Source organism: uncultured Campylobacter sp. (genome assembly GCF_938039245.1).
In the GTDB taxonomy this organism is placed as follows: domain Bacteria; phylum Campylobacterota; class Campylobacteria; order Campylobacterales; family Campylobacteraceae; genus Campylobacter_A.
Map to the genome: position 1 here is coordinate 33,367 of NZ_CALHVN010000001.1, position 12,333 is coordinate 45,699.

Here is a 12,333-nt window from a genome sequence, read left to right on the forward strand (position 1 = left end):
CTAGCAGAGTAAGGGCGATTTATCCGCCCTTTTATTTTTGCTTTTTATCGTCTTTTTGCGTATTCTTGGCAGTTATAGCGACTAGTCGCCTTTTTGCCGCATTGATCGCCGCAAGCTTCGTTTTTGTAGAGATGTCTTTGCTGATGATGGTTTTTCTTAGCATATTGCCGATTTTTTCGGCATCGTCTAGTTCTATTATCTTTTCTACTAGACGATCGGCGGGATTTTGTGATATAATACTATCAGCGGTCAATGAACGTGCATTTGCACCATTCGCCCCTGCCGGCTTAGTATCGGTGTGCAGGGATGGTGGGCGACCCTGCCATTGGCCTCTTTCTTCCGCATTCATTCTTCTACGATTTGCATGTATGATTTTTTTATCGCTCTTGTCTATTACTATGTCTTTCATCTTATTATCGTCTGCTTTGCCTAAATATACGCTATTTTCGCTTTTACCGCTTTTTACTACGCTCGGCCTATCCAGCACGTATTCTATCAGCTCTTTTATCGCCCTCTTATTTTTATGCATTTCGGGATGTTGTGATTTTAGCCAAGCCAGCGAAGTAGTTACGGCGTCTATACCCGTTTGATCTTTTAGTACGTCGTCAAGCTCAAATTTAACCTGATCTAGGTAAGTAAGCTTACCCTCTCTCATCGTCCAGCCCTCGCCCTTTACGACTTCTTGTTTTGCTTCTGCTTGCTCTAGCTTACTTCCTTGCTCGGCAGCTTCTTTGACTATCCCATCCGCCTTAGCCTTATCTAACTCATTGCTAAATTTAAACTGCGCCTTAGCCATCTCGATGATGTCTATTTTTTCGCTAACGGGTATATCTTTATTCATCGCGGCCTTTGATAGCTTTTCGCCCAGTTCTCGCGCGCTTGACGAACTCATCACGGCATTGTATATAGCGTGTCTTGACGCTGCGGTCTTTCCCATCTGCAAAAACGGCAGGAATTTAACGGTATTTTGCACGGCCCTGTTTGCCGCCATAGTCAAGTATCTCACGGCTACGTTATGACTGAGGCCTTGCTGGAGTTTAGGGTCTTTAGGCGCCTTAAAAGCATCGGCAAGGGTATGATCGAGCCCGTGGATTTTATTCATCTTTTCGGTTATCTCGATAGCTTTCTTAGCCGCCTCGCTTTTATAGTTCGGATTATCTTTTAGCGTTTTTAACATCCCCGAGTAATCCACCACCCTTTTGCCGCCCATCGTTTCTTTGATATTTCTCTCCAGCGTATTTTTTATCGCCTCGATCTCCAGCCTTTCTCTGCTGGGCGCGTCAAGTCCTGACAAATATTCGTTTAGCTTGCCGTTGGTGTTTCTAAATTTCTTATCCAACTTGGCTTGCGTTAGCTCTTTTGTGGTACCTTTTTGTATCCCTTCATAAAGCGAATCGTCCTCTATGCGCTTCATTTGCGAGTATTTGACGTCGGCGTCATAAAGGCTATTTTTTAGCCTTTCCAGCTCCATGCCGCTTTTGCCCGTGCTTGCAAATATCCCATCGTCTAGGCTTTGTTTTAGCCTTATTAGTTTGTCTTTCGTCGGCTTATAGTCGGCTTGTCTTATTAAGCTATTTACGGCGTGCCTAGCCTCAAATAACGCTTCGGCATCCGCTCCGTCATCCAAAACCTTTAAGATTCTATTGGTTACGGGAGATAAGTCGGTTTGAGATTTGATGTAGGTTTTAACATCCTCGGCTGCCGATCTTATCAGTCTTTCGTCTAGTTTTACGCCGTTTGTGTTTATCGCATTTTTTACCTCACTCGTAGTCTTTGCATAATCGTCTTTGATTCTTTTTACGTATTCGCCTAGTATATCTCCCACTTCATCGCCCGTGCGTTCTCCGCTCGCTCCGATCTCGTCGATAAACCTGCGCGTATCGTCACCCAGGATGTCGGCGTATTTCTTAGCAAATTCTGGGCTTTCTTTTATAAGCCCGTTAAATTCGTTTATGTGTTTCTCGTCGGCCCTAGCCTTAGCAAATACCAACCTTTGACGCGCGGCCGTGTCCTCGTCGGCGAATTTAGACGCTAAATTTTGCGCCGCCTCCTCGGCTTTACTCGCTACTCCTCTTAAAATTTCGGGCGTGGCCGAGTTTTCTTTTATGTGTTTTGCGCCTTGAGCTAGTTCGCTTAGCTTTACGTTGGCGTTAGTACCCTGCGGGGTGTATATTTCCATAAGCTCTCTAAGCGCTCTTTGCTCATCTATGGATAAATCTGCGCCAAAGTCGGCTACGTTAGCTTCCGCACCCCTTATGTTTCCGGTTCTAACGTGGTCGTAAATAGGGATGTCGGTTTTTGCGGTTACGTCTTTTAGCGGATGGGTCATATCGGCTACTTTTTCTTTTACGTTTTCGCCGCTCATTTTTAGCTTCTGCGTTGCTTGGGCGGCTTTATCTTTAGCCTCGTTTATCAGCCCTTTCGTGCCTTGATAGCCCCTGATCGCTCCTCCTATTATGGTATCGCCTGCCGCAGATAGTAGCGCGTCCTCGCCCATTTTGGCTAGCGCCTCTTTTGCGTCGAGTTCTCTGCCGACATAGTCGCTATTTGCTACGTAGTCGGCGTAACCGCCGACAGACGTACCTATCATACCGCGTACTAGATTATTTTTAAAGCCCGCTCCACTTTTTACGCTTGCGGCAGCACCCACTAATGACCAAACGTTATCCCTTATACCGCGACCGATCTGTTTTATCATTCCGTCGTCGAGCGGGGTTAAATCCTCGCCCCGCCTTAAGAATACCTGCCCGCTCTTTTTGTGCGTTACGAGCTCGCCCTGGTTGTTTTGAGCCAGTTGGGCGTTTATATTTCTAAAAAGCTCGTTTTTTTGAGCTAAAATTTTATCTCTATCGCCGAATATCAGGTGTGAATTCTCAAGCTTCGAGACGGAATTATTTACTACGCTTCTCACATCGTCCGCGCCCTGGGCTTGAGCTAAATCATTTTTATAGTCGTCCCTAGGTCCGATGCCTCTGCCTACCGTATCCGCCGCTATCGTAGCGGCCGCTTTCATCGGATTTAAGCTAAGGGGTAAAATTTGAGGTTCGATAGGCGCGTCCTCTTTTTCAAAACCTATCATTTGCGCCCTCGCTTGAGGCGTTAGTGGGTATCTTTGCCCTACTTGATTTAGTTCATCTTGGGTTAAAGGTCTCATTCGTATTCTCCGCTTCTTACAAATTCGTCCGCCGTTTCGGCAGTGTATTTTTTGGGTATTTTAGTTTTGCCTAGTATCGCATCGCTTATCTTGTCTCTTTGGACTTCCAACTCTTTGATTTTGGAGTTTATCGCGTATCTTTGATAACCGTCTTTCGTCGCGTCTCGTTTCGTTCTTAGCGAGCTTATTTCGATGTTAAATATTCTGTTGTTTAACCTTTCGGCTTTTAATGCCGTATCGTTATCAAAGATTGCGCCGTTAAGCTTTATTCCGACTTCTTTTGTAAGGTCTTGTATCTCTCTATCGGCGCGCCCCAGTTTTGTAAGCTGTACGCCCGTATTGGTTAGTATTTGGGCTAAATTTTGCGCTGATTGCGAGCCGTTATCTACCCCCGCTTTTTCCGCGAACCAATCTAAAACCCTATCGCCCCAGCCGTCGTAGCTATCTAGCGGTTTGCCGTATTTGGCAAACTCCTCGCCCGCTTGTCCCAACTTGTCCGTGCCCTCCGATAACCCCGTCATCTCTTTATCGAAGTTATCGTCTTTGTTTAGCTTATCCGTAATGTTTTTGCCCCAGGTCCTATTCGTAGTTACGTAATTAACAAAATTCTGTGCGGCTCTTGCGTAGTCTATCGCCCCGGTGTTTTCGTCAAGCCCGCCGAACATTGCGGCAAACTGCTTATTGTCTTTATTCGTCTCGAAAAAATCTTTTGGATTTAGCGCACTTGCGCTTATTCCGCCGACGGTCGGCATCGCTCCCGCATCGGCTGCTGTTAGCTTGGCCTCTCTCGCGTCTTTTCTATCTTGCAACATCGCATTTCTAAAAGCGGCGTTTTCGGCCATTTGTTGTTTTCTTAGAGCGATATTTTCATTTAGTTGTTTTTGACGCAAATCATAATCTTTTTGCCATTGATCGGTCTTTATACCTAGCTCGCTTTGCTTAAACTGCCTATTAAAGGCGTTATCGTTCGCCGTCTCTCTTTCGGTTTCGGCGTGGTGCCTAGCCGTTTCGGCGTCTCTTGCCCCGGTTAACGCCTCGCTAGCCAAATTTGATCGCATAGTTTCGTTGATTTTCATCTGATTTTGGTTTTTCGCTACGTTTTCTTTGTATATGTCCCAAAGGGAGCGTCCGACCGCTCCGACTGCATCTATCATGTTCGTGTTGTAGTTGAAATCTACTCTATTTGGGTTAAAGTACGCCACCTTTTTGCTCCTTAAATTGTAAAATACGCTATAATCCCAAAAAGGATTATTTATGAAATATTGCCTATCTATTGCCCTTTGCTTGTCTATCCTCGGCTGCGCCGCTAGCGAGCAAACAAGCTTTATACAAGCAGGGTTAAACGCCGCCAGCGGCGAAAAATACATAAACGACGACTCGCTTTTTCATGACGTCAGCAACCAAAACGGGCTTATCACTACGGGCGTCGTGCTAGGATTAGGCCTGCTGGTTTCGGGCGCTAAAGCCATATCAAATGCCTTTAGCAGCGACGACGCAGGCTCGGACGAAGTCGCCGTATCAAACGACGAAAACGTGACTATTGCGACTAGCGATGACAACGCCACGATAAATCAATAGCCCTCATCCTCGTCTTTGCGCTTACTAAAAGCGGACGAGTTCCATGCGTTGAGTAGATTTTGATTGGCCTCATTCTCCCTTGAAATCTGCCGCTCGGATAGCATTTTATTGAAATCAAACGCAGCCTTTTGCTGCTTCATCAAGTTTTTAGCCGCCTGTTGTTGCGCTATGCCCGAGTACATATTGCCCGCCATTCCTAGCGCGTTCATCCAGTTAGGCGTTCCCGCCGCGTCGCTATCTCCTAGCCAACTGCCCGCGCTCTTTAAAAGCCCCATAAAGTCAAAACCGCCGTCGTTCGCCGCCGAATTTGCCGCCGCAGCGCCATAGCTAAGTCCTCTTTTTAGGCTATCTGTGGCCCAAGCGCCCGTATCAAGTCCAAATCCCATTTTCCCCTCCTTATAGCATTCCTGCTGATTTTAAAATCTCAGCGCCTAGCTCGATGTCGCTTACGTTCTCGCCCTTTTTTACGCGCTCAAACGCGCTTACTCCGCCCGCGCCCCTGTTGCTGCCGATGATAGGATCAGGTTCGCCGCTTACTTTGGCTAGGCCTATCATCGCTTTTGCGACTGCTTTCCAGCCGTCGTAGTTTTCGCCCAGCAGCGGCATAAAGCCGTTTTCGTCGGCAAATTTGCCTAGCTCCTCTAGCTTTATCGTCGGGAAATCTTTTTTAAACTCGGCGGAGTTCTTGCTAAAAATTTCCTGCTGCCTAGCTTGTTCTGCGGCTGCTGCTTGCGCGGCTTGAAACTGCGCTAATTGCTCTTTGATCTGCCCTATGTCGCCTAGTCCCATACTTTCAAGCATTGCTTGTTGCTCGGGCGTCATTACAGCGGGCGCGCTCTCTTTGGGCGTAGCTTCCTCGTTTTTTGGCGTCTCCTTCGGCGCTTGGGCTACGGGTGCTTCGCTTGTTTCTTGCGCTACTTCCTGCGGCTCGCTTGCGGTATCTTGCCCTTCGTCAAATGCGCCCATTAGCGCCTCTATTGCATCATTCTCAGTCATTTTCGTTCTCCTTGTAGTTGTCAAATACGTCAAAAAGACTATCGAGAAGTTTTAAATTTCCCATAGCCCCCAGCCTAGCTCTCTTTTTCAGCGTCTCGTTTTCCGCGACGTTTAAGTTTTGCGTATAAAGTGCGCAGATATGCTCTATAAATTTCCTAAAAGCCTCCTTGTTCATAAGCTCCGCCAGCTCCCGCCGCGTCCCATACTCCGCCAATTTGTCCCGGTATAGGCGCATTCTCATTTGTGGCAACATTTAAACTATCCTCCTCTCCTATAAAATTACGCGCGTCTTTGATACCGTAAAGCGGCAAAAGTTCAAGCAAAAGCTTTTTGTTCGCCTCTTTCATCTTCTCCGCGCCTATTTGATCGCCTACTTGCAAGCACATCCCAAACTGCGCGCCGATTATTTGCCCCGCGTCCATTAGCGACCTTTTTTGCACCTCTTTGTTTAGCGCGCCTATGCCCGTGTTTAAATTTACGTTAAAGCTCGGCACTTCTCCGCGGTTAAAACCCGCGAAAAATATCGGGTCGCCGTATTTCCACACGAGAAACGCCAGCCTTTCAAAGATAGGCTCAAAAAAGGTCTCATTATAGGTTCTGATGTAGCCTTGCAGTCTCACGCTACCCTCGTTTGCCATTATGGAGGCCATAGTAGCCGTTTCTTTCCTCGTAGTAGGCGCGCCGTTTTGTTGGGGAGATACGCCGCTAACCTCGCTCATCTCGTTTTCTATCGTTTGCAAAGCGGTCATTGCTGCACCGATGTCGCCGGGCGGCACTATTTTTACGTCCGCGGCGCCCTCGGTAAATACCGGCTCGCCCACCTTTTCTAAGTCCGCGCGCGATACGCTAGCCGAGCGGTTAAAGATCACTTTAGGCGACACGTGCGTTCTCACGACATCGGTTACGGAGTTTCTGGTTACGTTTAGCTCGTCTTGCAACGGCAGCATCGAGGCAAGGGCAGGCTCGCCGTAAGCGCAGATATAATCCTCGTCGTTTTTGCCCCTAACTTGCGGGAGCATATACCCAAACACGAACGGTTGGCCGTCTTTTAGCTTGACGGCATCTCTTAGTATGTTATTTTCGTATATGGTGCTAACTTGCCACTCTTTGCCTTTGAGTTCGTATATTTCGTACAGTTCAAAGCGTTCGTACGGTTTTTTGTCCTCAAACGTTTCGGGCGTTTCTATCTTGAAAACTTCATTTTTTAGGAATTCTTTTACGTCCTCGCTCGTTAGGTAGATTTTATGCACGATGAAGCGAATATCGTTTAGATCTCTTGCGCTTGGGTCAAAATACAAATCGCAAAGCTCTATCTCCTCTATCCTTGCCTCATTGTCTTCCCAGTATACTTTCACTGCCGACGTTGCGGTAAACGGCGCTTTTAAAAATATCGGCGCAAAAACCTTATACAAATTTATGCGCTCGCAGTAGTGGTCTAGCGCCTCTTGCCACTTGTCTATCACGTCGTCCGTAGAGTTGATATACGGCTCTAGTTTGGCAAATCTATCGTTGTTAAAATACGTCTCCGTTAGCCCGTCGTAAATCCTTTTGGCTTTTGAATTTAGCTTTGGTATGTAGTTTTTGCTTTTGTTTCTATCCTTTAAACTCTGTAAAATTTCAGGCTCCAGCACCAGCAAATACGCGTCGTTTAGCTTATCGAATGCGGGTTTATACCGCTCGTAGCCATTAATCGCAATCTGCCGTAGCTCATCCAAGTAGCCCGCTCTATCTTCCATCTTTGCCCTCCAATCTATAATACGTATTTTTGCTAATCCCCGTAAGTTCGCACACGCGGCGCATTCCAACGCCTTTTGCTTTGAGCGCGCTCGCAAATCTTACTTTGTGTTGTTTTGTCGGCACCACTCGCACGCCTTTGGTCCATTCGCAAATCATCGCCGCAACCGATAGCTTGATCGCCTCATCGTCTAGCGCGGCTATTTGACGTATGAGACCAGGGTCTATCCGTTCGTAAATATACTCGACTTGCAGTGTCAAATCTACCCTATTTTGGGAAAAACGCGCCGTTTTTGCCATTTTCTTATTCTTACCACCCAAAATCATCGTCTCGCGAGCGCTCGGCTTTGAATTTAGGGGCGATCTTGTCAAAAAACGTGAGCGCTAAAGCGTCCGCGTAATCGGGGCTTACCCCGTATTCTTTTTTAATGGCGTCTTTTGGGAGTATCAAATATCTTTCTTTGCTATCGTATTCGTATTCGATCATTTGTAGTTGTCTTTTGATTTTTTCGTTTGCGCCCATAGATAGCATAGAAAAAGCCTCGCGCAAGGAAAAATACATCTCCGCGCGCTTGTTTGCATATCTGCGCTCGTCGGTAGCCTTAAAGCTCGCTTTTGCCTCTCTTACGACGCTACGCAATCCCAGATCGCAAAGCGTGTCGTATACCCCGGCGCCTACGCCTATCGTATCGATAAATATAACCTCGGGCTTATTTTGCGCGCGCTCGTAGCGTCCGTATATTTCTCTTGCCAGCCCCGTGACGCTTGTTATCCTAAAGCCCTCAAAACCTTTTACACGGTAGCCCTCTCTTTGACAAAGTACGCTTTCATCATCTCCGTCGCGCGCCACGTCAAGCCCCCAAACGCCCATAGCCTTGCCGTTAAAATCCCACGCCGCGCTAAAAGAATTTTCTATCATCGATAGCGAAAAAAGCGCATTTGTCGTCGTGTCTAAAAACTCGCCGTATATCTCTTGCCTCACTACGTCGCTATCCGCTCCGCCTAGCTCTGCGATTAGCTCGTCTATCTCGCCGTGGCGTAGCATCGGGTTTTTATAGCTGGAGATTTGAAAATTTACCCAGTCTTTGTCGTTTCTCATCCCGCGCGAGGCTAGGTCGAAAAACTTATTTTTCCCCTTTGGCACTCCACCGATAAAAGCGCGCGACGTCGGATAGTCAAGCAACATCGGGCGTATAGCGTTGTCCCACAAATAGGCGTTTTTTAGGATGATGCCGGCCTCGTTCAACACTACGATGTCATAGCCGAAACCCTCGATATTTTCGGGACGTTCTGCCGATCTCATATCAAGATACGCGCCGTTTATCGTAAGCTTTTTATCCTGCGCGTGAAATTTCCAAAGCTCTTTTGGAAGCTGTTTGAGTTCGGGCAAAAAATATCGCTCGTAGTATCTTTGCAAGTTTCCCGCCACCGTATCGACCCAAAGTATCTTTTTGCCCTCTAGTAGCCACTCGATACAAGCGTTCGCCATACCTTTCGTAAAGCCGCAACGCCTGCCTTTTTCAATTGTGGTAAATTTCGCGCCATTCTCAAAAAATACCTCTCGCTGCCAAGGAGCGTATTTTAGATTGAGTTTAATCTCGCTCATCCGCCAGCTCCCGCCTCTCTATCACGATTTTGGTTTCTTCGCTTTGCTGCACGTTTGCGTTGTTGATCGTAGTGTTTGCGGCTCTTTGATTTACGCCAAGCGTTAGGCTGGCTTTATCTATCGCGTCTTGTAGCGCCTTATAGTCGTTCGCGTTTAGCTCCACCGGCTCGAAATTTTGCACCCCGTCGCCGACGCCCACCTTTTCGTATTTGGTGTTTTTGTCTAGCATTTGGGTTATTTTGGCTAGGTTTTTTTGCGTGGCATTAAAAATCAGCCCACGGTTATACGCTTCATCTTTGGCCGCGGTCATAATTGCGGTCATTTCCGTAGTCGTTAAACTACTTTGTGCCGACAAAAGCGATATTTGCGCCTCAACTAAGCGGTCATTTTTCGGGCTTAGCCCTTTCGTCAAATTCGCAATTGTAGTCTTTGACGCGTTGTATTTTTTCGCCAGCTCTCTTTGACTAAATTTGCCAGTATGAAAATCTGCTAAAATTTTCTCTTTTATCTCGTTTGTTATTTTTGCCACTATCTTCTCCCCATCTCGCTCTTAATAAAATCTATCGCCCCGCCCGAGCCGTAACAAACTTTCGCCTTTGCATATCCGTAGCAGTTGATAGTATCTATCCAACCCTCTTGCTCGTCTGATACCCTGCTTAGGCTTTTCTTTGCGCGCTTCATCTCGACGAAAACTATCTTGCTCGGCAAAAATACCAGCATATCAGGAAAGCCTGCGCTAGTTCCCATGGCTTTTAGTTTCTTTTTGTATTGCACGCTAGCTACTCTTTCGTTTGCTACGTGAGTAAATTTTAGATTATTTCTTTTTAGCCAGCCGGCAAAGAATTTCATCTCCCAATCCTCTAGCGGCACTTGCCCCGTCGCTTTTGCATACGCTAGGGTGTTTTCGTATTTTGGTGGCATCAAAACAAACTCCCTTGCTCGCCTTTTATTCTTAGCTCGCCCTCGCTTAGCCTCTTGCGCACTCCTTGCCGCCTGCGACGAGTATTTCAACCTCTCCGCTTTCAAAGTCTATTCGCGCCACGTCGTAAAAGTTTCCTCTGTCGTTCGGCCTAAATTCTAGTTTCATACCGCCGCCTTATTTATGCCGCTTAACAAAGCGCTAAGCGCGGGTTTGTTTTGAATAGCTTTAGCCTCTTTTTGTTTTTCCTGCTCGTATGCTATTAGGGCCATCGGGGCTTTATATTCATTGCCTACGAAATACACTGGGTCGTTTTGCGTCTGATAGCCGTCTTGTCCATTCTTCTTAGTGGCCCAACCGAGCAAAATTTCAGGAGCTTGGTGCGGGGTTTTGATGTAGGTCTTGTATTGTTTCTCAAACTCGAATTTTCTAAAATTATCCCAATCCTTGCCCTCAAGGTTACAAATTTTCTCCCATCCCCCGTTATTTTTTACGACGGTCATTATGGTTTTGTCCTCAAATACCACATTTTTATTCGGGCCGTGCTTCCCGATAGCGTAGGTCAGTTGATCGAGCGCCAGCCTTGCCTTATCCTCGATGCTGCCCTCTAAAATTTCTAAAAATTCGGCTATTTTTGGCATCGATTGATATACTCTGGTTTGCAGTATCTCGCGCCTAGCTCTTAGCAATTCCTCGCGGCTGAAGCACCCTAATTCGTCAAAATAAAGCATAAGCGCACTCTTGCTTAAATTTGCGTTGAAGTAGTCCATCAAGGGCGCAAATATCTCTAAAAACTCGGTCTTGCTCATCAGTTTATCCTTTCGTCCTCTAAAAATTCCCGCATACTTTGCATCGTGCGTTGCATATTGGCCGTCGGGCTATACCCCCCGCGGTTTGCCGGCGCGGTCTTTTTGTCTTTTGCGGTCCATCGCGAGTAGGCTACGGCAAAGTTCAGGTATTTGTAGCTACTCTTGCACTGCAAGGCCTCGAAAAACTCATCCGCGCTCATTAGGCCTGGGTCATCGCGCCGTTTAGCTTCGATGAATAGCTGCAGTCGCTTCTTGTAGCCCTCGTCAAGCTTGCTAAAGTGCGTTTCTTTCGGCAAAGCAAAACTACTAACGGAGATTTCTAAGATTTCTGGTTCGATTATCTGCGGTTTGCGCTCCTGCGTTTGCGCGTGCTCCCCCTTAAAGGCTTGTAATTTTCCTAGCTTGTAATTATCATGGCTTGTATTTTTAAAGCTTGTATTATTCAACCTATTAATGCGGTTGACGTTTTCGTCAATCGGCGGTTGATTGTTTTGATAACGGCCATTGACGTTTTCGTCAACGGCGTTGATACTTTCGTCATTCGCGGTTGACGTTTTCGTCAACGGCGGTTGATTGAGATTTTCAAGAGCTATCAGTCTGATTTTACGATTTGTTACTACCGCCCCAAATTTATCGTCTTGCGTTTCTATGTAGCCGCATTCTTTGAGCTTGGTTATTTGGCGTGAGATCGTCTCGGGAGTAGTGCCGAATTTCTCCGCTAGGTATTGGTTTGAGGCATAGCAATACCCCTCTTTCGCCGATAGCGACGAGATAAGAAGTAGCAAAGGCAACATTTTTTGTATGCGCTTATCGAATATCCAGCTATTGGGGCATATCGCGTAGCCGTTGTTAAGTTTTTCGTTCATTCCTCATCCCCCTTAATTTTCTCAACCGTCAGCCACGCAAACACGGCCGACGCAAAAAAACAAACCGCCAAAAAGCTCAAAATTATCCCAATTATCAAGGTTAAGAGTTTCATCGCGCTACCCTCTCGACGGCTTTTAAAATTTCCGCGCTATGCCCCGTAACGGCGTCTTTTTTAGTGCCGACTACGATCAAGTAACCTCGCTCTATCAGTTCGTTTGCGCGACCGCATACGCCGCACTCTTTGAATTTATATATTTCGCCGTACCAGCGCGCTATTTCTTGCCGTGTTGCGCCGTTTGGATGCAGTTTAAAACACTCATATACCTGCGCACGTTTACCGTTTAGAAACGGCTTTATGGCGCGATATGCTTTTAATGATGTTTGGGCGATCATTTTTACGCTCCTAGCCTAAAATCTTTATTTTTTGCGAGCTTTATCCGCTCGAAAATCATTTTTACGACGTTTACGCTCATCGCGTTGCCCGCTTGCTTATACGCCTGCGTATCGCTCACTACGATTTTAAAGCTCTCGGGAAATCCTTGCAAGCGTAAACACTCTCTAGGCGTGAGCTTGCGTATGCGCTCGCTTCTTAGGAGATTATTTTGCTCAAAGCTATTTGACCTTTGAATAACTTTGGGCGTTTCTTGATTGTTCTTGGCCGTCAATAGTG

At 46.7% G+C, this 12,333-nt stretch carries 15 protein-coding genes; 1 reads left to right on the forward strand and 14 read right to left on the reverse strand.

Annotation, left to right across the window (positions count from 1 at the left end):
* Positions 1-31: 31 nt before the first annotated feature.
* Together Q0218_RS00220 and Q0218_RS00225 are read right to left on the reverse strand one after the other, a co-directional pair.
* Positions 32-3,154 (reverse strand): hypothetical protein, encoded by a 3,123-nt coding sequence (locus Q0218_RS00220; protein ID WP_297965189.1) that lies wholly within the window; start codon positions 3,152-3,154, stop codon positions 32-34.
* Positions 3,151-4,356 carry a hypothetical protein gene (locus Q0218_RS00225; protein ID WP_297965190.1) on the reverse strand — a complete coding sequence of 402 codons (1,206 nt, stop codon included), beginning with the start codon at positions 4,354-4,356 and terminating at the stop codon, positions 3,151-3,153. The genes Q0218_RS00220 and Q0218_RS00225 overlap by 4 nt, the downstream gene beginning before the upstream one ends.
* Positions 4,357-4,408: 52 nt before the next feature.
* On the opposite strand from Q0218_RS00225, the gene Q0218_RS00230 reads away from it, so the two are divergent.
* The gene (locus tag Q0218_RS00230; RefSeq protein WP_297965192.1) at positions 4,409-4,732 is read left to right on the forward strand and encodes a hypothetical protein; all 324 of its coding nucleotides are present in this window, start codon (positions 4,409-4,411) and stop codon (positions 4,730-4,732) included.
* Here the strand turns inward: Q0218_RS00230 and Q0218_RS00235 are convergent.
* The 12 genes from Q0218_RS00235 to Q0218_RS00290 all read right to left on the reverse strand — a co-directional run.
* Positions 4,726-5,118, reverse strand: a complete 393-nt coding sequence (locus Q0218_RS00235) for a hypothetical protein (protein WP_297965193.1) — start codon at positions 5,116-5,118, stop codon at positions 4,726-4,728. The two genes, Q0218_RS00230 and Q0218_RS00235, sit on opposite strands and share 7 nt — an antisense overlap.
* 10 nt (positions 5,119-5,128) lie before the next feature.
* Positions 5,129-5,728 (reverse strand): HIT family hydrolase, encoded by a 600-nt coding sequence (locus Q0218_RS00240; RefSeq protein WP_297965195.1) that lies wholly within the window; start codon positions 5,726-5,728, stop codon positions 5,129-5,131.
* The gene (locus Q0218_RS00245; protein WP_297965197.1) at positions 5,721-5,903 is read right to left on the reverse strand and encodes a hypothetical protein; all 183 of its coding nucleotides are present in this window, start codon (positions 5,901-5,903) and stop codon (positions 5,721-5,723) included. Before Q0218_RS00245 ends, Q0218_RS00240 begins: the two co-directional genes overlap by 8 nt.
* Positions 5,884-7,464, reverse strand: a complete 1,581-nt coding sequence (locus tag Q0218_RS00250; RefSeq protein WP_297965198.1) for a phage head-tail adapter protein — start codon at positions 7,462-7,464, stop codon at positions 5,884-5,886. The genes Q0218_RS00245 and Q0218_RS00250 overlap by 20 nt, the downstream gene beginning before the upstream one ends.
* Positions 7,454-7,723, reverse strand: a complete 270-nt coding sequence (locus Q0218_RS00255) for a resolvase (protein WP_297965199.1) — start codon at positions 7,721-7,723, stop codon at positions 7,454-7,456. The genes Q0218_RS00250 and Q0218_RS00255 overlap by 11 nt, the downstream gene beginning before the upstream one ends.
* Before the next feature lie 49 nt (positions 7,724-7,772).
* A complete protein-coding gene (locus Q0218_RS00260; RefSeq protein WP_297965200.1) occupies positions 7,773-9,068 on the reverse strand; it encodes a terminase family protein in 1,296 nt (431 codons plus the stop codon).
* Positions 9,055-9,597: a hypothetical protein gene (locus Q0218_RS00265; protein WP_297965202.1), complete on the reverse strand. Its 543-nt coding sequence runs from the start codon at positions 9,595-9,597 to the stop codon at positions 9,055-9,057. The genes Q0218_RS00260 and Q0218_RS00265 overlap by 14 nt, the downstream gene beginning before the upstream one ends.
* Complete coding sequence (locus Q0218_RS00270) at positions 9,597-9,989, reverse strand: VRR-NUC domain-containing protein (protein ID WP_297965204.1); 393 nt, start codon at positions 9,987-9,989, stop codon at positions 9,597-9,599. Before Q0218_RS00270 ends, Q0218_RS00265 begins: the two co-directional genes overlap by 1 nt.
* A 162-nt stretch (positions 9,990-10,151) precedes the next feature.
* Positions 10,152-10,796 carry a DUF6475 domain-containing protein gene (locus Q0218_RS00275; protein WP_297965205.1) on the reverse strand — a complete coding sequence of 215 codons (645 nt, stop codon included), beginning with the start codon at positions 10,794-10,796 and terminating at the stop codon, positions 10,152-10,154.
* Positions 10,796-11,662, reverse strand: a complete 867-nt coding sequence (locus tag Q0218_RS00280; RefSeq protein WP_297965206.1) for a helix-turn-helix domain-containing protein — start codon at positions 11,660-11,662, stop codon at positions 10,796-10,798. Before Q0218_RS00280 ends, Q0218_RS00275 begins: the two co-directional genes overlap by 1 nt.
* 109 nt (positions 11,663-11,771) lie before the next feature.
* Positions 11,772-12,056 carry a hypothetical protein gene (locus tag Q0218_RS00285; protein ID WP_297965207.1) on the reverse strand — a complete coding sequence of 95 codons (285 nt, stop codon included), beginning with the start codon at positions 12,054-12,056 and terminating at the stop codon, positions 11,772-11,774.
* A 2-nt stretch (positions 12,057-12,058) separates the two neighbouring features.
* The coding region (locus Q0218_RS00290; RefSeq protein WP_297965208.1) for a DNA cytosine methyltransferase at positions 12,059-12,333 on the reverse strand (275 nt) is incomplete at its 5' end.

Excerpts from the sequence above, each read along its gene's own strand:
- Q0218_RS00220 (WP_297965189.1), bottom strand. The coding sequence starts at position 3,154 with ATGAGACCTTTAACCCAAGATGAACTAAATCAAGTAGGGCAAAGATAC.
- Q0218_RS00230 (WP_297965192.1), top strand. The coding sequence starts at position 4,409 with ATGAAATATTGCCTATCTATTGCCCTTTGCTTGTCTATCCTCGGCTGC.
- Q0218_RS00235 (WP_297965193.1), bottom strand. The coding sequence starts at position 5,118 with ATGGGATTTGGACTTGATACGGGCGCTTGGGCCACAGATAGCCTAAAA.
- Q0218_RS00240 (WP_297965195.1), bottom strand. The coding sequence starts at position 5,728 with ATGACTGAGAATGATGCAATAGAGGCGCTAATGGGCGCATTTGACGAA.
- Q0218_RS00245 (WP_297965197.1), bottom strand. The coding sequence starts at position 5,903 with ATGAACAAGGAGGCTTTTAGGAAATTTATAGAGCATATCTGCGCACTT.
- Q0218_RS00250 (WP_297965198.1), bottom strand. The coding sequence starts at position 7,464 with ATGGAAGATAGAGCGGGCTACTTGGATGAGCTACGGCAGATTGCGATT.
- Q0218_RS00260 (WP_297965200.1), bottom strand. The coding sequence starts at position 9,068 with ATGAGCGAGATTAAACTCAATCTAAAATACGCTCCTTGGCAGCGAGAG.
- Q0218_RS00270 (WP_297965204.1), bottom strand. The coding sequence starts at position 9,989 with ATGCCACCAAAATACGAAAACACCCTAGCGTATGCAAAAGCGACGGGG.
- Q0218_RS00275 (WP_297965205.1), bottom strand. The coding sequence starts at position 10,796 with ATGAGCAAGACCGAGTTTTTAGAGATATTTGCGCCCTTGATGGACTAC.
- Q0218_RS00280 (WP_297965206.1), bottom strand. The coding sequence starts at position 11,662 with ATGAACGAAAAACTTAACAACGGCTACGCGATATGCCCCAATAGCTGG.
- Q0218_RS00285 (WP_297965207.1), bottom strand. The coding sequence starts at position 12,056 with ATGATCGCCCAAACATCATTAAAAGCATATCGCGCCATAAAGCCGTTT.